Origin of the sequence: Pseudonocardia lacus, from assembly GCF_018531445.1 — a bacterium.
Taxonomy (GTDB): domain Bacteria; phylum Actinomycetota; class Actinomycetes; order Mycobacteriales; family Pseudonocardiaceae; genus Pseudonocardia; species Pseudonocardia lacus.
Genome location: NZ_JAHDTH010000059.1, coordinates 1 through 19,200 on the forward strand (window position 1 = coordinate 1; position 19,200 = coordinate 19,200).

The 19,200-nt window shown below is 73.8% G+C and carries 21 protein-coding genes; 9 read left to right on the forward strand and 12 right to left on the reverse strand.

Going from position 1 to position 19,200, the window contains the following annotated elements:
* Positions 1-132 (forward strand): integrase core domain-containing protein (locus KIK08_RS14905; RefSeq protein ID WP_214403766.1); only part of this gene is annotated, 132 nt, incomplete at its 5' end.
* A 9-nt stretch (positions 133-141) separates the two neighbouring features.
* On the opposite strand, the gene KIK08_RS14910 is transcribed toward KIK08_RS14905, so the two are convergent.
* Complete coding sequence (locus KIK08_RS14910) at positions 142-918, reverse strand: AraC family transcriptional regulator (RefSeq protein WP_308257642.1); 777 nt, start codon at positions 916-918, stop codon at positions 142-144.
* 69 nt (positions 919-987) lie between these two features.
* On the opposite strand from KIK08_RS14910, the gene KIK08_RS14915 reads away from it, so the two are divergent.
* Positions 988-1,563, forward strand: a complete 576-nt coding sequence (locus KIK08_RS14915; RefSeq protein ID WP_214403735.1) for a TIGR03086 family metal-binding protein — start codon at positions 988-990, stop codon at positions 1,561-1,563.
* 75 nt (positions 1,564-1,638) lie between these two features.
* Here KIK08_RS14915 and uvrA read toward each other — a convergent pair whose 3' ends face one another.
* Positions 1,639-4,560 carry an excinuclease ABC subunit UvrA gene (gene uvrA / locus KIK08_RS14920; RefSeq protein WP_214403768.1) on the reverse strand — a complete coding sequence of 974 codons (2,922 nt, stop codon included), beginning with the start codon at positions 4,558-4,560 and terminating at the stop codon, positions 1,639-1,641.
* Between the two features lie 336 nt (positions 4,561-4,896).
* Here uvrA and KIK08_RS14925 point away from each other — a divergent pair, with 336 nt between their 5' ends.
* Positions 4,897-5,301: an OsmC family protein gene (locus KIK08_RS14925; protein ID WP_214403736.1), complete on the forward strand. Its 405-nt coding sequence runs from the start codon at positions 4,897-4,899 to the stop codon at positions 5,299-5,301.
* Positions 5,302-5,304: 3 nt separating this feature from the next.
* On the opposite strand, the gene KIK08_RS14930 is transcribed toward KIK08_RS14925, so the two are convergent.
* The 5 genes from KIK08_RS14930 to KIK08_RS14950 are packed head-to-tail and all read right to left on the reverse strand — an operon-like array spanning position 5,305 to position 9,851.
* Positions 5,305-6,006 carry an ABC transporter ATP-binding protein gene (locus KIK08_RS14930; protein ID WP_214403737.1) on the reverse strand — a complete coding sequence of 234 codons (702 nt, stop codon included), beginning with the start codon at positions 6,004-6,006 and terminating at the stop codon, positions 5,305-5,307.
* Positions 6,003-6,758 carry an ABC transporter ATP-binding protein gene (locus KIK08_RS14935; protein ID WP_214403738.1) on the reverse strand — a complete coding sequence of 252 codons (756 nt, stop codon included), beginning with the start codon at positions 6,756-6,758 and terminating at the stop codon, positions 6,003-6,005. Before KIK08_RS14935 ends, KIK08_RS14930 begins: the two co-directional genes overlap by 4 nt.
* Complete coding sequence (locus tag KIK08_RS14940; RefSeq protein WP_214403739.1) at positions 6,758-7,750, reverse strand: branched-chain amino acid ABC transporter permease; 993 nt, start codon at positions 7,748-7,750, stop codon at positions 6,758-6,760. The genes KIK08_RS14935 and KIK08_RS14940 overlap by 1 nt, the downstream gene beginning before the upstream one ends.
* 5 nt (positions 7,751-7,755) lie before the next feature.
* Positions 7,756-8,616 carry a branched-chain amino acid ABC transporter permease gene (locus KIK08_RS14945; RefSeq protein WP_214403740.1) on the reverse strand — a complete coding sequence of 287 codons (861 nt, stop codon included), beginning with the start codon at positions 8,614-8,616 and terminating at the stop codon, positions 7,756-7,758.
* A complete protein-coding gene (locus KIK08_RS14950) occupies positions 8,616-9,851 on the reverse strand; it encodes an ABC transporter substrate-binding protein (protein ID WP_214403741.1) in 1,236 nt (411 codons plus the stop codon). Before KIK08_RS14950 ends, KIK08_RS14945 begins: the two co-directional genes overlap by 1 nt.
* 150 nt (positions 9,852-10,001) lie before the next feature.
* Between KIK08_RS14950 and KIK08_RS14955 the strand changes: the two genes are divergently transcribed.
* Both KIK08_RS14955 and rox read left to right on the forward strand, forming a co-directional pair.
* Positions 10,002-10,676 (forward strand): MBL fold metallo-hydrolase, encoded by a 675-nt coding sequence (locus KIK08_RS14955; protein ID WP_214403742.1) that lies wholly within the window; start codon positions 10,002-10,004, stop codon positions 10,674-10,676.
* Positions 10,677-10,900: 224 nt separating this feature from the next.
* Positions 10,901-12,325, forward strand: a complete 1,425-nt coding sequence (rox, locus tag KIK08_RS14960; protein ID WP_214403769.1) for a rifampin monooxygenase — start codon at positions 10,901-10,903, stop codon at positions 12,323-12,325.
* A 48-nt stretch (positions 12,326-12,373) separates the two neighbouring features.
* Here rox and KIK08_RS14965 read toward each other — a convergent pair whose 3' ends face one another.
* A complete protein-coding gene (locus KIK08_RS14965) occupies positions 12,374-12,778 on the reverse strand; it encodes a type II toxin-antitoxin system VapC family toxin (protein WP_214403743.1) in 405 nt (134 codons plus the stop codon).
* Complete coding sequence (locus tag KIK08_RS14970; RefSeq protein WP_214403744.1) at positions 12,775-13,041, reverse strand: type II toxin-antitoxin system Phd/YefM family antitoxin; 267 nt, start codon at positions 13,039-13,041, stop codon at positions 12,775-12,777. The genes KIK08_RS14965 and KIK08_RS14970 overlap by 4 nt, the downstream gene beginning before the upstream one ends.
* Positions 13,042-13,360: 319 nt before the next feature.
* On the opposite strand from KIK08_RS14970, the gene KIK08_RS14975 reads away from it, so the two are divergent.
* Complete coding sequence (locus KIK08_RS14975) at positions 13,361-14,629, forward strand: ABC transporter substrate-binding protein (RefSeq protein ID WP_214403745.1); 1,269 nt, start codon at positions 13,361-13,363, stop codon at positions 14,627-14,629.
* On the opposite strand, the gene KIK08_RS14980 is transcribed toward KIK08_RS14975, so the two are convergent.
* Entirely contained in the window at positions 14,617-15,444 is an 828-nt protein-coding gene (locus tag KIK08_RS14980) for an AraC family transcriptional regulator (protein WP_308257643.1), read from the reverse strand. The two genes, KIK08_RS14975 and KIK08_RS14980, sit on opposite strands and share 13 nt — an antisense overlap.
* A gap of 50 nt (positions 15,445-15,494) precedes the next feature.
* Between KIK08_RS14980 and KIK08_RS14985 the strand changes: the two genes are divergently transcribed.
* Positions 15,495-15,884, forward strand: a complete 390-nt coding sequence (locus KIK08_RS14985; RefSeq protein WP_214403746.1) for a cupin domain-containing protein — start codon at positions 15,495-15,497, stop codon at positions 15,882-15,884.
* A 7-nt stretch (positions 15,885-15,891) separates the two neighbouring features.
* On the opposite strand, the gene KIK08_RS14990 is transcribed toward KIK08_RS14985, so the two are convergent.
* Positions 15,892-16,623, reverse strand: coding sequence for an AraC family transcriptional regulator (locus tag KIK08_RS14990; RefSeq protein WP_214403747.1), 732 nt, complete (start codon positions 16,621-16,623; stop codon positions 15,892-15,894).
* A 54-nt stretch (positions 16,624-16,677) separates the two neighbouring features.
* Here KIK08_RS14990 and KIK08_RS14995 point away from each other — a divergent pair, with 54 nt between their 5' ends.
* Together KIK08_RS14995 and KIK08_RS15000 are read left to right on the forward strand one after the other, a co-directional pair.
* Complete coding sequence (locus KIK08_RS14995) at positions 16,678-17,238, forward strand: class I SAM-dependent methyltransferase (protein WP_214403748.1); 561 nt, start codon at positions 16,678-16,680, stop codon at positions 17,236-17,238.
* A 118-nt stretch (positions 17,239-17,356) separates the two neighbouring features.
* Positions 17,357-18,580, forward strand: coding sequence for an LCP family protein (locus KIK08_RS15000; protein ID WP_214403749.1), 1,224 nt, complete (start codon positions 17,357-17,359; stop codon positions 18,578-18,580).
* 4 nt (positions 18,581-18,584) lie between these two features.
* Here the strand turns inward: KIK08_RS15000 and KIK08_RS39940 are convergent, their stop codons facing one another.
* Positions 18,585-19,139, reverse strand: a complete 555-nt coding sequence (locus KIK08_RS39940; protein ID WP_250557041.1) for an FKBP-type peptidyl-prolyl cis-trans isomerase — start codon at positions 19,137-19,139, stop codon at positions 18,585-18,587.
* Positions 19,140-19,200 lie beyond the last annotated feature (61 nt).

Sequence of the window (19,200 nt, forward strand, 5' to 3'; positions counted from 1 at the left end):
ACCGGCGAGTCGCAACGCCGAAAGGCGCTACCGGGCTGGTTGCACGAGTACAACCATCACCGGCCCCACACCGCCATCGGACGGGTCCCGCCTATCACCAGGTTGACCAACCTGTCCGGTCAGTACATCTAGCCGTCCCTGTCAGACCGGGTAGCGGCGGGCGTAGTGGGTGGGCGACTCGCCGAACAGGGCGGTGAAGTCGCGGACGAGGTGGGCCTGGTCGGCGTAGCCGAGGTCGGCGGCGACGGCGGCCCACTCGACACGCCCACCCGCCGCCATCCGCTCGGTGACCTCCCGCAGCCGGTAGCGGCGGATGACCCACTTCGGGCCCACGCCGACGTGCTCGGCGAACAGCCGCTGCAGCCGGCGCACGCTGCTTCCGGTGGCCGTGGCGAGCTGGTCGACGCGGGCGATGGACGGGTCCGCGGCCACCAGCGCCACCGCGTCGCACGCCTCCCGGCCGGCGCCGTCGGGGCCGGGGGCGGGCAGGTGCCGGCGCAGCCACTCCTCGAGCGCCCCGGTCGTCACCGGCTCCTCGGGGGCGCCGGCGAACGCGGGCAGCGAGTCGGCCCGGACGGTGCGGTCGGTGAGCGCGGCCACCGGGCCGTCCAGGAAGGCCCGGAACGCGCCGGGGCGCACCGCCGCGCCGACCACCCGGCCCCGGCCGGACAGCACCTTCACCTGGAAGCCGGTGCACACGCCGTGCACCTCCGGGTGGGCGCCGGGAACCATGGTGACCTGCACGTTCGGCATCGGGACGATCTTCTGCCGGTACGGGGTGGCGTAGTCGAAGTCGACGGCCCAGTACCGCTCGACGAAGGGCGCCAGATCGGGCGCGGGTTCCGGGTAGTCGATGCGCTGGTGGCGGACCCAGGCCCCGGACAGCTCGCGCGGGTCGCGCTCTCCGCGCGTCACCACGACGCCCGCCGTCGGGCCGTGTCGCGTTCGTTCAATACCGCCGGCGCAGAGGTCCCTACCGTCGTCGCCATGCCGACCGCACTGCTCCCGACCCAGCTCATGACGGCCGCCGCCGCTCCCCTCCCGGCGATCGTCCGCGCGGCCGCCGCCGCCCCGCTCGACTCCCCCACCCCCTGCGCCGACTGGGACCTGGCCGCGCTCGTGCGCCACCAGCTGTACTGGGCGCCGTTCCTGGCCGCCGCCGGCCGCCGGACCGCGGCCACCCCCACGGCCGCGACCGAGCAGGACGTCGCGCTCGACGACTGGCCCGCCGCCCTCGACGCCGCGCACGCCGACGTCGTGGCCGCGTGGACCGACGAGGCGGCCTGGACCGGCACCACGACGATGGGCGGCCCGGAGCCGATGCCGGCCCCGGTGATCGGGAACATGGTGCTCGGCGAGCTCGTGGTGCACGGCTCGGACCTGGCGCGCGCCGCCGGCACCGCGGCGCACTGGCCCGACGACGTCCTCGCGCCGATCCTGGAGGCCGTGCGGGAGATGGGCCCGACGGGCCGCGACATGGGCATCTTCGGCCCCGAGGTCGACGTGCCCGCCGACGCCCCGCTGCTGGACCGCATCCTCGCCGCCACCGGCCGCACCCCCTGACCACGTCGTGGGGGGGGGGCGCCCGCGGGCCCGGGCGGGGCCCCCCCCCCCCCCCCCCCCCCCACGACCCCCCCGTCAGCTGGCCGCGGCGGCCTTCTTGCGCCGGGCCGGGGCCTTGCGCGGCGCCGGCTCGACCTCGGGGGTGACCAGGTCGCGCAGGAACTGGCCGGTGTAGCTGGTGGGGTGCGCGGCGATCTGCTCCGGAGTGCCCTGGGCCACCACCGTGCCACCGCCCGAGCCGCCCTCCGGGCCCATGTCGATGATCCAGTCGCTGGTCTTGATGACGTCGAGGTTGTGCTCGATGACGATCACCGAGTTGCCCTTGTCGACCAGACCGTTGATCACCAGCAGCAGCTTGCGGATGTCCTCGAAGTGCAGGCCCGTGGTGGGCTCGTCGAGGATGTAGACGGTGCGGCCGTTGGAGCGCTTCTGCAGCTCGCTGGCCAGCTTGACCCGCTGCGCCTCGCCACCGGACAGCGTGGGCGCCGGCTGGCCCAGCCGCACGTACCCCAGGCCGACGTCGACCAGGGTGCGCAGGTAGCGGCTGATCGAGGTGATCGGGGCGAAGAACTCCGCGCCCTCCTCGATCGGCATGTCGAGCACGTCGGCGACCGTCTTGCCCTTGTAGTGCACCTCAAGGGTCTCCCGGTTGTACCGGGCGCCCTTGCACACCTCGCACGGGACGTAGACGTCCGGCAGGAAGTTCATCTCGATCTTGATCGTGCCGTCGCCCGAGCAGGCCTCGCAGCGCCCGCCCTTGACGTTGAACGAGAAGCGGCCCGGCTGGTAGCCGCGGACCTTCGCCTCCGTGGTGGCCGCGAACAGCTTGCGGACCTGGTCCCACACGCCGGTGTACGTGGCCGGGTTGGACCGCGGGGTGCGCCCGATCGGCGACTGGTCGACCCGGACCAGCTTGTCGAGCCCGTCGAGCCCGGTGATGCGGGTGTGCCGGCCGGGGACCTGGCGGGCGCCGTTGAGCTTGTTGGCCAGCACCGTGGCCAGGATGTCGTTGATCAGCGTCGACTTGCCCGAACCGGAGACCCCGGTGACCGAGACCAGGCAGCCCAGCGGGATGTCGACGTCGATGCCGCGCAGGTTGTGCTCGCGGGCGCCGACGACCGTCAGCTTGCGCTTCGGGTCGCGCGGGCGGCGCACCATCGGCACCGGGATCGAGCGGCGGCCCGACAGGTAGGCGCCGGTGAGCGAGGTGTCGTGCGCCTCCAGCCCGGCGACCGGGCCGCTGTGCACGATGTGCCCGCCGTGCTCGCCGGCGCCCGGCCCGATGTCGACGGCCCAGTCCGCCGCGCGGATCGTGTCCTCGTCGTGCTCGACGACGATGAGCGTGTTGCCCATGTCGCGCAGCCGGACCAGGGTCTGGATGAGCCGGCGGTTGTCGCGCTGGTGCAGCCCGATGGACGGCTCGTCGAGCACGTAGAGCACGCCGACCAGACCAGACCCGATCTGCGTCGCCAGCCGGATGCGCTGCGCCTCGCCGCCGGACAGCGAGCCCGCCGGCCGGTCGAGCGAGAGGTAGTGCAGGCCGACGTCGAGCAGGAAGCCCAGCCGGGCCTGCACCTCCTTGAGCACCCGCCCGGCGATCATCGCCTGGCGGGCGTCGAGCACCATGCCGTCGAGGAACTGCGAGCACTCCGACACCGACATCGCCGACACCTCGGCGATGGAGCGGTCGCCCTGCTCGCGGTGCTTCAGCGTGACCGCCAGCACCTCGGGCCGGAGCCGCGCCCCCTTGCACGTGGGGCACGGCACGTCGCGCATGTACCCCTCGTACTTCTCCCGCTGCGACTCGGAGTCGGTCTGGTCGAGCCTGCGGTCGAGGAACGGGATGACGCCCTCGAAGTTGGCGTAGTACGAGCGCTCGCGGCCGTAGCGGTTGCGGTACTTGACGTGGACCTGGTCGGTGCTGCCGTGCAGGACCGCCTTCTGCGCCGCCGCGGGCAGCTTGCGCCACGGGGTGTCCATCCGGAACCCGATCGACTTGGCCAGGCCCTCCAGCAGCCGGCCGAAGTACTCCGCGGACTGCCCGCCGGCCCACGGGGCGATGGCGCCGTCGGCCAGGCTGGCGTCGGCGTCGGGGATGACGAGCTCCGGGTCGACCTCCTTCTTGATGCCGATGCCGGTGCAGTCGGGGCAGGCGCCGTAGGGCGAGTTGAAGGAGAACGTGCGGGGCTCGAGGTCGTCGAGGCTGAGCGGGTGGCCGTTGGGGCAGGCCATGCGCTCGGAGAAGCGGCGCTCGCGGTGCGGGTCGTCGTCGGGCAGGTCGACGAAGTCGAGCACGACGAGGCCGTCGGCCAGCCGCAGCGCCGTCTCCACCGAGTCCGTCAGCCGCTGCTTCGCCGACTCCTTGACGGCGAGCCGGTCGACCACGACGGAGATGTCGTGCTTCTCCTGCTTCTTCAGCGTGGGCGGGCTGCTGAGCTGGTGGACGGTGCCGTCGACCAGGACGCGCGAGTAGCCCTGCTGCTGCAGGTTGGTGAACAGGTCGACGAACTCGCCCTTGCGGGTGCGGACCACCGGGGCGAGCACCTGGAACCGGCTGCCCTCCGCCATCGCCAGCACCTGGTCGACGATCTGCTGCGGGGTCTGGCGCTCGATCACGTGCCCGCAGACCGGGCAGTGCGGGACGCCTGCCCGGGCGTAGAGCAGCCGCAGGTAGTCGTAGACCTCGGTGATGGTGCCGACGGTGGAGCGCGGGTTGCGGTTGGTGGACTTCTGGTCGATCGAGACCGCGGGCGAGAGACCCTCGATGAAGTCGACGTCGGGCTTGTCCATCTGGCCGAGGAACTGCCGGGCGTAGGCCGACAGGGACTCGACGTAGCGCCGCTGGCCCTCGGCGAAGATCGTGTCGAAGGCGAGGCTGGACTTGCCGGACCCGGACAGGCCGGTGAACACGACCAGGCTGTCGCGCGGGATGTCGAGGTCGACGCCGCGCAGGTTGTGCTCGCGGGCGCCGCGCACGACGAGGCGCGGACCCTCGATCGCGGGGTCGACGTGGCCCTCGACCCTGCCGTTCGTGGTGCCTTCGGCCACCGGGGAGCCCTCCTGGGATCAGTCCGCGGGGCGCACGGCACCCGCAGTTCCATGCTAGGCGCGGCCACCGACAAGAACCCGCCGGGGAAGTCGGGTCGGCCGGGCGGACCGGCTTCGGGGACCGGCTCGCCGCGCCGAGGATCGCACGCCTGTTCGAAGATCGGGGCGGCGGGTCGGGGTCCCGCCACCCCCACCGCCAACAGCATGGAGCGCCGCGTTGTTCCGCGCGCGTCGAGGCCGGCCACGCCCGGGCGCCCGGCGGTGATCACGGCCTACGCTGGCCGTGTGGGTGAACCCAACGTGTGGTCGGTGGCCCGGCTCCCCGACGTCGAGCACCGCAACGCCGACGTCACGGTCAACGGCTTCGAGATGCCCTGCGAGATCCCGGCCGACCACGGGCCGGAGCCGGTCGGCGCCACCCCGTTCGGCCTGCTGGCCGGCTCGCTCGCGGCCTGCACGGCGATGTCGGTGCGCACATTCCTGCGGCAGTGGCGGATCGACCCGGGCGAGGTGGAGGTCCGCGTCGCCGTGCGGCCGGGCACGCCGCCGATGATGGACCGGCGGGTGGCGGTGACCGGGGCGGTCGATCCCGACATGCGGGGCCAGCTCGCCACCGAGGTCGACAACACCCCGGTGACCCGGCTGCTGCGCGACAGCGTCAGCATCCGGACCGTCCTGACCACCGGCTGACGCTCAGGCGACCCCGAGCAGGCGCTGCGCGGTGGCGCGGTCGCGGCGGAAGGCCTCGGTCGGCACGCGGTGCACCAGCGCGCCCTTGTCCATCACCGCGATCTCGTCGGCGACGGCGAAGGCCAGGTGCAGGTCCTGCTCGACGAGCAGCACGGCAACCCCCTCCGCCCGCATCGTCGTGATCACCTCGGCGACCTGGTCGACGACCGCGGGGGCCAGCCCGTCGGACGGCTCGTCGAGCAGCACCAGGCGCGGGTTGGTGAGCAACGCGCGGGCGATCGCCAGCATCTGCTGCTCGCCCCCGGACAGCCGCCCGGCCAGCTGGCGACGGCGCTCGGCCAGCCTGGGCAGCAGGTCGAGCACGCCGTCGACGGTCCAGCTGCCGGCGCGGCGCCCGGACGCCAGGGCCAGGTGCTCGGCCACGGTCAGCGGGGCCCACACCCGCCGCCCCTGCGGCACCAGCGCCACCCCGGCCCGGGCGATCCGGTCGGGACGGCGCCCGGTCAGGTCCTCGCCGTCGAGGCGGACCGAGCCCTCCGCCGCCGGGACCAGCCCGGCCAGCGTCATGACCAGCGTCGACTTGCCGACGCCGTTGCGCCCCAGCAGCCCGAGCGCCCCGCCGGAGTCCAGGTCGAGGTCGATGCCGTGCAGCACGCGGCCCCGGTCGTAGCCCGAGACCAGCCCGCGCACCTCAAGGAACGTCATCCCAGGAACAGCTCCTCGCGCCGCTTGGCCCCGAGGTAGGCCTCGCGGACGTCCTCGCTGGCCCGCACCTCGTCCGGGGTGCCGGAGAGCAGGACCCGACCCAGGTGCAGCACGGTGACCGCGTCGGCCACCGAGAACACCAGGTCGAGGTCGTGCTCGACGATCAGCAGGGTGATGTCGGCCGGCAGCTCGGCCAGCACCTCGACCAGCCGGGCCCGCTCGGCGGCCGACATGCCGGCGGCCGGTTCGTCCAGCAGCAGCAGCGACGGCTTGCAGGCCAGCGCCACCGCGACCTCGAGCTGCTTGCGCTCGCCGTGCGACAGCGACGGGACGGGGGTGCTCCCCCGCCCGGCCAGTCCGACCCCGGCCAGCAGCTCCTCGGCGCGCTCGCGCACGGCCCGCTGGCGGCGCGGCCACGGCGTGATCCGGCTGCCGTCGTGGCGCTGCACGGCGAGGGCGACGGTCTCGGTCGCGGTCATCGAGCCGAACAGGCTCGCGTGCTGCATGGTCTGGCTCATCCCGAGCCGGCAGCGGGCGACCTCGGACAGCCCGGTGACGTCGCGGTCGCCCAGTTCCACGGTGCCGGCGTCGGCCCGCATGGTGCCGGTGACCAGCTTGAACAGCGTGGACTTCCCGGCCCCGTTCGGCCCGATGAGGGCGTGGCGGGCGCCCGGCGCGACCGCCAGGTCGACGCCGTCGACCGCGGCCAGCGCGCCGAACGAGCGCCGCAGGCCGGTGCTGCGCAGCGCCATCACGTCGATCTCCCCTTGTCGCGCCGGGGCCACCGCAGGCCGGCGGCACCGCGCGGCAGCAGGTAGACCACCAGGACGAAGACCAGACCGAGCACGAGCGGGCCGTGCCCGTCCAGGCTCGCCCCGAGCGTCTCCCGGACCAGCACGACGACGGCCGCGCCCAGGCACGCGCCCCACAGCGAGCCCGCACCGCCGATCACCACCGCGAGCAGGGCGAACGACGAGGTGAGGAAGCTGAGGTCGGCCGGCGTCACCAGGCGCTGCTGGGCCACCAGCAGCGACCCCGCCACCCCGGCCACCGACCCGGCCAGCACGAACACCGCGTACTTGTAGACCGCCGTCGGGTAGCCCAGCGCGCGCATGCGCGGCTCGTTGTCGCGGATGCCGCGCAGCGCGGCGCCCCACGGCGAGCGGGCCACCAGCCACACCAGCGCGAACCCGACCACGCCGATCGCCAGCACGTACCAGTACAGGTAGCCGGCGTTGACCAGCGGCTCCCCGGCGAGTCGCACGGACGGCACCCCGGTCAGGCCGTTGGCCCCGCCGGTGGCGTCCTCCCAGGTGTTGGCCAGTTGCTGCACCGTCTCGCCGATGGCCAGCGTCAGCATCAGGAAGAACACGCCGCCGGTGCGCACGGTGATCCAGCCGGTGAGCGCGGCGGCCACGGCCCCGGTCGCCGCCCCGACCAGCAACGGCACGGGCGCCTCGGCCGTCACGTTGATCGACACCCAGCCGGCGGCGTAGGCCCCCGCCCCGAAGTAGGCGGCGTGCCCGAGCGAGGGCAGGCCGGTGATGCCGACCAGCAGGTCGAGGCTGACCGCGAACAGCGCGAACACCACGATGCGGGTGAGCGTCGTGGTGGCGAACGGGGCCAGGAACAGCGGCGCGGCCGCCAGCACCAGCACCACAGCCACCGCGACGATCCGCGGCAGGCCGCGACGCAGCCGGTTGGGTTCTGCCGGCGCGTCGGCTACCGGGATACGGGTCTGCACAGCGGTCATCGTGCCCGGGCCCCCGCCCCGCCGAGGATCCCCTGGGGGCGTAGCACCAGCACCAGGGCCAGCGCGGCGAACAGCACGAACGAGGCCAGCTCCGGCAGCAGCAGCCGACCCAGGGTGTCGACCTGGCCGATGATCAGCGCGCCGAGCAGCGCCCCGCGCACCGAACCCAGTCCGCCGATGACCACGACGACCAGCGCCAGGATCAGCACCGTGGCGTCGAGGCCGGGGCGGGCGCCGTAGATCGGGCCGCCGAGCACGCCCGCCGTGGTGGCCAGCAGCGACCCGACGCCGAACACCACGACCTTGACCAGCCGGTTGTCCACGCCGAGCGCGGCGACCATCTCCCGGTCGGCGACGGTGGCCCGCACGAGCGCGCCGATCCGCGTGCGCTCCACGACGACGTGCACCACGATCGCCAGCACCGCGCCGACCCCGATCAGCACCAGCCGGTACGTCGGGTAGGTGGCGCCGAGCACGGTGACCGAGCCGTCCAGCCCGGGTGGCGCCGGAACGGACAGCGGGTCGTCGCCGAAGACGATGATCAACGCCTCGGCCGCCACGAACGCCACACCCAGCGTGAGCAGCGCCTGGTCGAGGTGGGAGCGGTTGCGCAGGGGCTCGGTCATCAGCGACAGCAGCGCGCCCGCGGCGAGCCCGGCGACCGCGGCGACGGCCAGCGCGGCCAGGAAGCCGCCCCAGCTGCCGGCCAACGCGGCCCCCAGGTACGCCCCGCCCAGGAACAGCGCCCCGTGGGCCAGGTTCAGCACGTCCATCATGCCGAACACCAGCGACAGCCCCACCGCCAGGATGAACAGCAGGAAGCCGATGGCGAACCCGTTCAGGACGCTGACCAGCATCAGGCCGCCGGCTGGCTCTGCGGACCGAGGTCCTGCACGATCGCGTTGACCAGGACGCCCTCGACGTTCTCGACCTTGCGCAGGTAGATGTTCTGCTTCGGGGTCTGGTTCTCGAACTCCCACGGCCCGCGCGGGCTGTCGTCGACGGTGCCGATGCCGCCCAGCGCCGTGCTCAGCGCGTCGCCGTCGAGCGCCGTCGCGGAGGCCAGCGCCCGGTTGAGCACGTTCGCCGCGTCGTAGGACTGCACCGAGAAGCAGCTGGGCGACTCGCCGCCGTAGGCGCCCTTGTAGGCCTCCACGAACGCCTTGTTGGCCGGGTTGTCGATCTGGTCGCTGTAGTGCAGCGTCGTCTGCACGCCCAGCGCGGCGTCGGCCTGCTGCTTGAGCACGCTGCCCTCGGTGAGGAAGCCCGAGCCGTACAGCGGGATCGTCGAGGACAGCCCGAACTGCTGGTACTGCTTGACGAAGGCGATGGCCTCGGCGCCGGAGTAGAAGCAGAACGTCGCCTTGGCGCCGGCCTGCTGGATGCCGGTCAGGAACGGCTGGTAGTCGGTCGTGGTGCCGAACGGCGTGGTCGCGGAGGCGAGCACGGTGCCGCCACCGGCCTCGAAGGCGCTGGTGAACCCGGCGATGACCTCCTTGCCGGCCGCGTAGTCCGGGGCGATCAGGTAGACGCCGTCCTTGAAGCCGGACGAGGCCAGGTGGGTGCCCATGGCCGCGGCGATCTGGCCGTTGGTGAACGACGAGCGCCAGATGTAGGGCGTGCGCTGGGCGCGCGTGACGTCCTCGGCTCCGGCGTTGGTGACGATCAGCAGCTTCTTGGCCTCGGTCAGGGTGTCCTTGACGCCCAGCGCGGTGGCCGAGTTCACCAGGCCGACGACGACGTCGACGCCGTCGCTCTGCAGCACCTTCTGCACCGCGGGGACGCCCGTGGGCGGGCCCTCGCCCTCGTCGGCGATCACGGTCTCGACGGTGTAGTCGCCGAACTTGCCGCCGTTCTGCTGCAGCCACAGCTCCCAGCCGCGCTGCAGGTCGGTGCCGAGCGCGGCGTAGACGCCGGACTGCGGGACGACCAGGCCGACCTTGACAGTGCCGCCCCCACCACCCCCCGATCCGCCGGAACCGGTGTCGCCGCCGCCGACGCTGCTGCCGCAGGCGGACAGCACGGGAAGCGTCGCGGCAGCCCCGAAGAGGCTGAGCAGACGGCGTCGGGTGAGGATGGGTTGGTCCGCCATGGTGGTGTGCGCTCCTCGTCGAAAGGCGGGGTAGCCAAGGGTCGACGGATCGTGGTCGAACGGTAAAGGTTCTGTCAACAATCGGATGGCGCTGACCGGGAGACCGCGACGCAACCGTTACCCACCGTGATTTGGCTAGGCTGTCCGGCTGTGGACGTCCTGGACAGCTACTCCGGTCACACCGATCCCGGCGGCCCCGCCGCCCGCCGCGACCTCGACGCGCTGAGCATCACCAAGGTGTCGGTCGGCCCGATGGACAACAACGCGTACCTGCTGGTCTGCCGGGCCACGAACGAGGCGCTGCTGATCGACGCGGCCAACGAGCCCGAGCGGCTGGCCGACCTCGTCGGCTCCGGCGACGGCCGCCCCGAGCTGCGCCACATCGTCACCACGCACCGCCACCAGGACCACTGGGTGGCCCTCGGCGCCGTCGCCGGGATGTTCCAGACGAACCAGATCGCCCACCCCGCCGACGCCGGCGAGCTGCCCATCCCCACCGACACCCCGGTCGAGCACGGCGACACGGTGCGCTTCGGGGAGGTCGAGCTGGACGTCATCCACCTGCGCGGGCACACCCCCGGCTCGATCGCCCTGCTCTACCGCGGCGACGAGCGCCCCCACCTGTTCACCGGCGACTCGTTGTTCCCCGGTGGTCCGGGCAGGACGGCGGGCCCGACCGAGTTCGGCTCGCTGATGGACGACCTGGAGGCCAGGGTGTTCGGCGAACTGCCGGACGAGACGTGGTTCTACCCGGGGCACGGGGACGACTCGACGCTCGGGGAGCAGCGGCCGTCGCTGGGCGAGTGGCGGGCGCGCGGCTGGTGAGCCGCGCAACCGCCTGACCGGGGCGCCTACGTCGCGTCGGTGGCCCGGTCGCGTGGGTGGCCCATCGGACCGCCGGGGAGCCGCCGAGCACTCCCTCCCATGTTCAACGTATAGCGCACCGGGGGGCTTGCGGCAAGACCCCGGTACTGCCGCACAATCGTCGGCCCGAGCCGGGATGCGCGAATCCGCGAACCGGTGAAATGCACCCGATGAATGGGCGGTCCATGTTCGACGTGATCGTGGCCGGTGCCGGCCCGACCGGATTGATGCTGGCCAGCGAGCTGCGGCTGCACGACGTGCGCGTGCTGGTGGTGGAGCGGGACGAGGCGCCTGCCGCTTATGTCCGTTCGCTGGGACTGCACGTGCGCAGCATCGAGGTGATGGATCAGCGCGGTCTGCTGGAACGGTTCCTCGCGCTGGGGAAGAAGCACCCGGTCGGGGGTTTCTTCGCCGGTATCGTCACACCCGTCCCCGACCTGGACAGCGCCCACGCCTACGTGCTGGGCATCCCGCAGACCACCACCGACCGGCTGCTGGCCGAGCGCGCCGCCGAGCTGGGCGCCGAGGTCCGCCGCGGCAGCGAGGTGGTGGGGCTCGACCAGGACGACGACGGCGTGACCGTCGAACTGGCCGACGGCACGCGGCTGCGCTCGCGCTACCTCGTCGGCTGCGACGGCGGCCGCAGCACCGTGCGCAAGCTGCTCGGCGTCGGGTTCCCCGGCGAGCCCGCCAAAGCGGAGACGCTGCTGGGCGAGATGGAGGCGACGGCGCCGATCGAGGAGGTGGTCGCCCGCGTCACCGAGGTCCGCGAGACCGAGAAGCGGTTCGGCCTGGGGCCCCTCGGCGACGGGCGGTACCGCGTCGTCGTGCCCGCCGACGGGCTCGTCGGCGACCGCTCGGTCACCCCGACCATCGACGACTTCCGCCGGCAGCTGCGGGCCTACGCCGGCACCGACTTCGGCGTCCACTCGCCGCACTGGCTGTCGCGCTTCGGCGACGCCACGCGCCAGGCCGAGCGCTACCGGGTCGGCCGGGTGCTGCTGGCCGGCGACGCCGCGCACATCCACCCGCCGATGGGCGGGCAGGGCCTCAACCTGGGCATCCAGGACGCGTTCAACCTCGGCTGGAAGCTGGCCGCCGACATCCGCGGCTGGGCGCCGGCGGGCCTGCTGGACAGCTACCACACCGAACGGCACCCGGTGGCCGCCGACGTGCTGGACAACACCCGCGCCCAAGCCGTGCTGCTGTCCACCGAACCGGGCCCGCAGGCGGTGCGCAGGCTGCTGACGGAGCTGGTGGACTTCGAGGACGTCAACCGGCACCTGACCGAGAAGATCACCGCGATCGCCGTGCGCTACGACTTCGGCGAGGGCCATCCCCTGCTGGGGCGGCGGATGCGCGACGTGGGCCTGAAGCGGGGCCGTCTCTACGCGCTGATGCACGGCGGGCGGGGGCTGCTGCTCGACCAGACCGGCCGGCTCTCGGTGGCGGGGTGGGCCGACCGGGTCGACCACGTCGTCGACGTCAGCGAGGAGCTGGACCTGCCCGCGGTGCTGCTGCGACCGGACGGCCACGTGGCGTGGGTCGGGGACGACCAGCGGGACCTGCTCGACCACCTCCCCCGGTGGTTCGGCGCCGCGACCGGGTAGGCCCCGACCGTGGGGGCGGTGCCGGCCGGCGCAGCGGCGGCAGCGCCCTCACACCTCGATGATGTCGAGCATGTCGCCGAGCCCCACGAGGTCCCTGCCGTTGCGGGTGTAGAGGGCGAGCCCGCGAGCCGAGGCGATCGCGGCGATCATCAGGTCCATCCGGCGAGGCTTGGGATTGCGATCGGCCGCGATGGTCAGCGCCACCAGCGTCCCGTAGCGCGCCGCCGCCGGACCGTCGAAGGGCAACGGCTCGAACTCGACGATCGCCGCACCCAACTTCTCCGTCCGGATTGCCCGGCTCGCGGCGTCCTTGGCCATCGCGACGCCCTGGTGCAGTTCAGCCATCGTGACGGCGGTCAGCTCCGGGATCCGCGGGAGCACGGCCGGGTCCAGCAACGCGAGGTCGATGTACGTACTCGTGTCCAGTACACCGGATTCGTTGCGATCCTTCACCGCTGGTGATCGGGGCCGTCGATGCGGTCCTCGGAACCGAAGAACTCGTCGACCTCGGCCCGCATGCCGTCGTGGTCGATGCGCGGCAGCTTCCTGTGCCGTTCGACGAGCTCCTCCGCGGTCAACCGCCGACGGCGCCCCACCGGACGCAGTTCGGCGATCTCCGTGCCGTTCCGGGTCACGTGGTAGGTCTCTCCGGCCTCGACGGCATCCATGATTGCCGCGGAGTTATTGCGGAACTCGCGCTGGCTGATCACCTTCACTTGGTCAGCGTAGCGCTCCGTAGCTCGTCGAGCTACGGAGGCATCAGGACGCCCGTCGCGGCGAATGCCGACCGCCGGCCGTCGGATCAGTTCAGTACGGCTGCGCAACGTGACGCCACCTCGTTGCTCCGATCACCACCGACGCCTCCGCGGGAGTGTCGTCGCAGGTCGGCGCGACTCCGCTGGGTGACCACGGAGAGTGTTGATCTACTGACCGGTAACCCCCGTGCACGGCTGCTCAACTGCTTCCTTAGAGTGGTCTCCGGCTCACTCAGTGATCTCGCACCGTGACCGCGCGGGGTCCGACGACGGAGGTAGCGTGCGCAGTCCCGGTACTCGACGAGCGGCGGTGGCCGTGGTCGCCGCCGTCGTCGCCGCGGTCACGGCCTGCGGGCAGCCCGGCGCCCCCGGGCCGGTCGCCACCCCGGCCGCCGCGTCCGACCCGCTCCTCGGCCCCGCCGATCCGGCCACCGGCAGCCCCGTGCGCGTTGGGCTGTTCAACGTCGAGGACAACCCCCTCGCCGACCTCAGCTCGACCGGCGACGCCGCGGAGGCCGCGGCCGCCTACGCCAACGAGCACCTCGGTGGGCTCGACGGGCACCGGGTCGAGGTCGTGCGGTGCGCCGACAAGGTCGACGCGCCGAGCGCGGCGGCCTGCGCGGAGCAGTTCGTCCGCTCCGGTGTGGTGGCGGTGGTCGCCGGGCAGCCGACGACCGCCGACGCCGTCCTGCCGACGACGGTCGGCGCGGGCATCCCGTGGGTCGGGTCGTCGCCGCTGTCGCCGTCGGAGATCGCCTCCGAGGACGCCTTCTTCTTCGGCTCCGGGGCCGTCGGCCTGCTGGGCGCCTACGCCCAGTACTCCCACGACCTCGGCTACGACAAGGTCACCATCTACGGCGTGGAGAGCCCGCAGGTGCTGGGGCTGGTGCAGACCGTCGGCCGGTCGCTCTTCGCGAAGGCCGGGGTCGGGATGGAACTGGTGGCCGTGCCACCGGGCGGCGACGCGACCGCCCAGGTCGAGGACGGCCTCGCCGACGACCCCGACGCGGTGCTGGTGGTGGCCGAGCGCTCGGCCTGCCAGTCGGTGCTGGCCGCGCTGAGCGCGCTCGGCGCCCAGCAGACGAAGCTGCTGGGCACCGGTTGCGTCGACCAGGGCGTGATCGACGCGCTGGGCGAGGCGGCCGTCGACAACGCCGTGGTGTTCTCGGTCGGCGACCCGAGCGGCGACCACCAGGAGTCGCAGGTCTACCGGGCCGTGATGCGCCAGTACGCCCCCGCCGCCGAGCCCACCGGCCTCACCACCGCCGGCTACGTGTCGATGCTCGGGTTCGTCCGGGCGGTGAACGCCGTCGGCCTGCCCGACGGCGACGCGGTGTCCGGCGAGCAGGTCAGCGAGGCCCTGCGCGCGGCGAAGGACGTGCCGCGCCCGCTGGGCAACAGCAGCACGTTCTCCTGTGACCGCAGCCACCTGGCGCCGGAGTTGGTCCAGGCCACCATCTGTACGAGCGAAGTGCTGTACACGACCTACACCGCCGGCCTCCCCGGCCGCTACGACAAGATCGACGTCGCCCCCATCTACGGCGGCTGAGGGGCCCTCGCCGCCCGCGCGTACCGCCCCGGGGTGGTCGAGGTGTGCCGGCGGAAATGCCGGGTCAGGTGGGCCTGGTCGTGGAAGCCCAGCTCGACGGCCACGTCGGCCGGGCGGGCGCCGGCCAGCAGCCGCGACCGGGCCGCCTCGACGCGGCGGCCCAGCACGTAGGCGTGCGGGCTCAGGCCGTGCCGGCGGGTGAAGCTGCGCACCAGGTGCGGGACCGACCGGTCGAGGAGCGCGGCGGCCTCGCGCAGCGGCAGCGGGTCGGTCAGGTGGGCGTCGAGCAGGTCGCGCAGCCGGTCGGCGACGGCGCTCTCGGGGCGGCGGGGCGCGCCGGTCGCGGGGAGGAGGTGGCCGGCGATGCGCTCGCCGATCAGCGCCAGCCGCGCCTCCGCGTCGAGCGGCCCCGACCCGGCGGCGAGCCCGTCGTGCAGGGCGGCGAGCGCGGCGCGCAGGGCGGGGTCGTCCATGGTGGTCCGGTCGACCGCGGGGCCCACCAGCGCCGCGGGCAGGAAGGACGGGTCGAGGTAGAGGTTGCGCTTGCGGAAGCCCTCGGTGGCCGCCGCGGCCGGCCGCCCGTTGTGCACCACGCCCGGCGGCAGGACGGCGACGGTCGCCGGGGACGCCCCGCGCAGCCGCCGGTCGAGGTCGTAGTCGATCGCCCCGTCGTCGACGATCAGCACGGTCCACGTGTCGTGGACGTGCAGCGGGTAGGCGTAGTCGACGATCCGGGCGTGGAACACCTCGGCGATGCCGGGGACCGCCGGGCGCCAGGCCGTGACCCGGCACCGCTGCGGCAGCGGCTCGTCCACGTCAACAACGTACAAGAACCCCGGTGCCGACCGGGCCGATCATCGTCGGCATGACCGCACCGGTGAACCTCACCGCCGCACTGGCCTCCTTCGACGACGTCTACAGCCCCCGCATCGTGGCCCGGATGAACGACTACGACGTGCGGGTGGCGCACACCCTCGGCGAGCACGTCTGGCACGTCCACGAGCACACCGACGAGTTCTTCCTGGTCCTCGACGGCCGCTTCGACGTGGCGCTCCGCGACCCCGACGGCACCGAGCGAACGGTGGTGCTGCGGCAGGGCGACACGTTCGTCGTGCCGAAGGGCGTGGAGCACAAGCCCTCCTCCCCCGGCGGGTCGATCCTGATGTTCGAGCCGTCCGGGACCTCGACGACCGGCGACCGGCACGAGGGCGCGATCCCCGACCACGTCGACAGCACCACCGGGCACGCGCTCTGAGCGGCGCTCACCGCCCGGAGTAGTAGGCCCCCGGCGACACCCCCAGCTGCTGGCGGAACGCGGCGACGAACGCGCTCGGCGTCCGGTAGCCCACCCGTGCGGCCACCACCGCGACGGGCAGCCCGGCGGCGAGGAGCAGGAGCGCCGCCCGCATCCGGGCCTGGGTGCGCCAGCGGCCGAAGCTGAGCCCGGTGTCGGCGACGAACAGCCGGGCGAGGGTGCGGGCGCTCGCCCCGACCGTCCGGCCCCACGCCTCCAGGCCGCGGTCGTCGGCCGGGTCGTCGACGATCCCGCGGGCCACCGCGGCCGCCCGCGGGTCCGTCGGGGTGGGCAGCCGGACGCTCGTGGTGTCGACGGGGTCGAGCAGGTCCGGCAGGACGGCCTCGGCGCGGGCGCGGGCCGCGGGGGCGGGCCGGGCGGTGGCCAGGTGGTCGGACAGCTCGCGCAGCAGCGGGCTGACCGCCACCGGGGTCGGCGCGGTCCAGCCGTGCGGGTTCTCCCGCAGGTAGGCGGCGCGCATCAGGGCGGGACCGCCGTCGACGGAGTGCGGGACCCCGGCCGGGATCCACAGCGCCCGGGTGGCCGGCAGCACCCACACGGCGTCCTCGACGGTGATGCTGACGACGCCCTCGGCCGCCCAGGCCAGCTGGTGGACGCGGTGGCGGTGCTGGGCGAAGCGGGTGCGGTGGGGCAGCGCGAAGTTGCCCACCAGCACCGCGGGGTGTCCGGATCCCGACATCGCCCGTCACGTTAGCGGCATCCGGACAGCCCCGGCGGCCATAGCGTCGACGCCGTGAACACGATCCACAACCGGCTGTGCCGGTCGAACTGGTGGCACCGCGTGGTCGGGGAGCGGCTGCTGCCGTGGGCCCTGCGCGACGTCGACCTCGGCGACGAGGTACTGGAGATCGGTCCCGGCTTCGGCGCGACGACCCGGCGGCTGGCGCGGCGCGTGCCGGCGCTGACCGCCGTCGAGATCGACCCGGCGCTGGCCGCGCGGCTGCGCCGCGAGCTCGGCGGGGACGTGCGGGTCGTCGAGGGCGACGGCTCCGACCTGCCGTTCCCCGACGGCGCCTTCACCGGTGTGGTCTGCTTCACGATGCTGCACCACGTGCCGTCGGCGCGGCGCCAGGACATGCTCTTCGCGCAGGCCCACCGCGTGCTCGCGCCGGGCGGGACGTTCGCGGGCTCGGACAGCACGGTGAGCCGGTCGTTCCGGTTGCTGCACGTCGGGGACACGATGGTGCCACTCGACCCGGCCACGCTGGGCGACCGGCTGGCCGCCGCGGGGTTCGTCGACGTCGCCGTCTCGACCGCCGGGCGGTCGCTGCGGTTCCGCGCGCGCAAGCCGTGACGCGGGCCGGAAACACCGCGTTCACCCACGACGACGTGCGGAGATCGCGCTCTCTGCCTAGGGTGGATCTCGGCCCACCGGCTCCCGGCGTGCCGCTCGGGGGGCGAATCGGGGACGGATGGACGCGAGGACGGTCGGGCGGGTCGCACTGCGCACGGTGATCGCCATGGCCTCGGTCGCCACGCTGGTCGCCGTCGGGCTCGTGTGGAACCTGCAGCACCGGCTGGAGACGGGCCGGGTCACCAGCACCGCCGCGATCCCCGACGCCGTCCCCACCCCGGTCGGCGAGTCGTTCACCGCGCTGCTGGTCGGGTTGGACGCGCGCACCGACGCCGCCGGCAACCCGCTGCCCCAGCCGCTGCTCGACGCGCTGCACGCGGGCCCCGACGAGGGCCAGCTGCACACCGACACGATCATGCTGCTGCACGTGCCGGCCGGCGACGACGGCGCGGCCGTGGCCGTGTCCATCCCGCGCGACTCGTTCGTCCCGATCGCCGGCGCGCACGGCACCCACAAGATCAATTCGGCGTACCGGAGGGGCAAGGCGGCCGCCGAGGAGGCGCTGCAGGCCCAGGGCATCACCGGTCCCGAGCTCGACCGCCGCGGCCGCGAGGCCGGCCGGGCCACCCTGGTCGCCACGGTGCAGGACCTCACCGGCATCACCGTCGACCACTTCGCCGAGATCAACCTGGCCGGGTTCGTCGAGCTCACCGACGCGCTCGGCGGCGTGCCGGTCTGCCTGAACGCGCCGGTGCGCGACAGCTACTCCGGTGTCGACCTGCCGGCCGGCCAGCAGAGCGTGAGCGGGGCGGGGGCGCTGGCGTTCGTCCGCCAGCGCCACGGCCTCGACGGCGGCGACCTCGACCGCATCGCCCGCCAGCAGGCGTTCGCGGCCGGGCTGGCCCAGCGCCTGACCGACGCCGGCACCCTGTCCGACCCCGCCCGCCTCGACCAGCTCGTCGACGTCGCCACCCGCCACGTCGTGCTCGACAGCGGTTGGAGCATCGAGGAGCTGCCCCAGCAGCTGCGCCGCCTGGCGGGCGACCCGCTCGTCTTCCGCACGATCCCCACCGGTCGCCCCGACCTGCGCACCCCGGCCGACGGGGTCGCCGTGGAGATCGACCCGGAGGCGGTGCGCGACTTCGTGGACGCGGAGTTCGAGGCCGTGGAGACGAAAGCGGCGGAGCCCACCGGGGACGTCGACCGCATCGGCGGCCCCGCGGACGGCGGCAGCGCGACGCGGCCGCCGGAGCGGGTGGCCCCGACGGGCAGCGCCGCCGTGCCGGCCCCGACCACCGCGCCCCCGCCGATCAGCACCGCGGGGCCGTCCTGCGTGGATTAGCGGCTCAGCTGACCGCCACCAGGTCGACGACGAACACCAGGGTCGAGCCGCCCGGGATCGGCCCGCGGCTCTCGCTGCCGTAGCCCAGCGCGGGCGGGATGACCATCACCCGGCGGCCACCGGGCTGCATGCCCTCGATGCCCTGCGCGAAGCCGGGGACCACGCCGTCCAGCGGGAACTGGACCGGCTGGTCGCCGCCGGACCACGAGCTGTCGAACTCGCTGCCGTCGGTGTAGAAGGTGCCGGTGTAGCGCACGTCGACGGTGGCGTCGGCGGTGGCCGCCGGCCCGGATCCGACCACCAGGTCCTGGGCCAGCAGCCCGGCCGGCGGGTCGACGGTGCCCGGCCCCGCGGCCACCGGGCCGGCGAGGTCGGTCGGGGCGCCGACGAGCGCGGGGATGCCGGGCAGGGGGTCGCCGACCGGGGCGATCACCGGAGGGGCGACGGCCGTCTCGACCGGCGCGGCCGGCGGCGGGGTCGCGGCGGGCTCGGCGCCGGAACCGCATCCGGCCACCGCCGCGGCGGCGACCAGGGCGGCCGCCAGCAGGGAACGCTTCATGCGACCAGTCGACCACGTGCGGTCGCCGACCCCCCGTACGGGGTGTCCGGTCGGGGCCGTC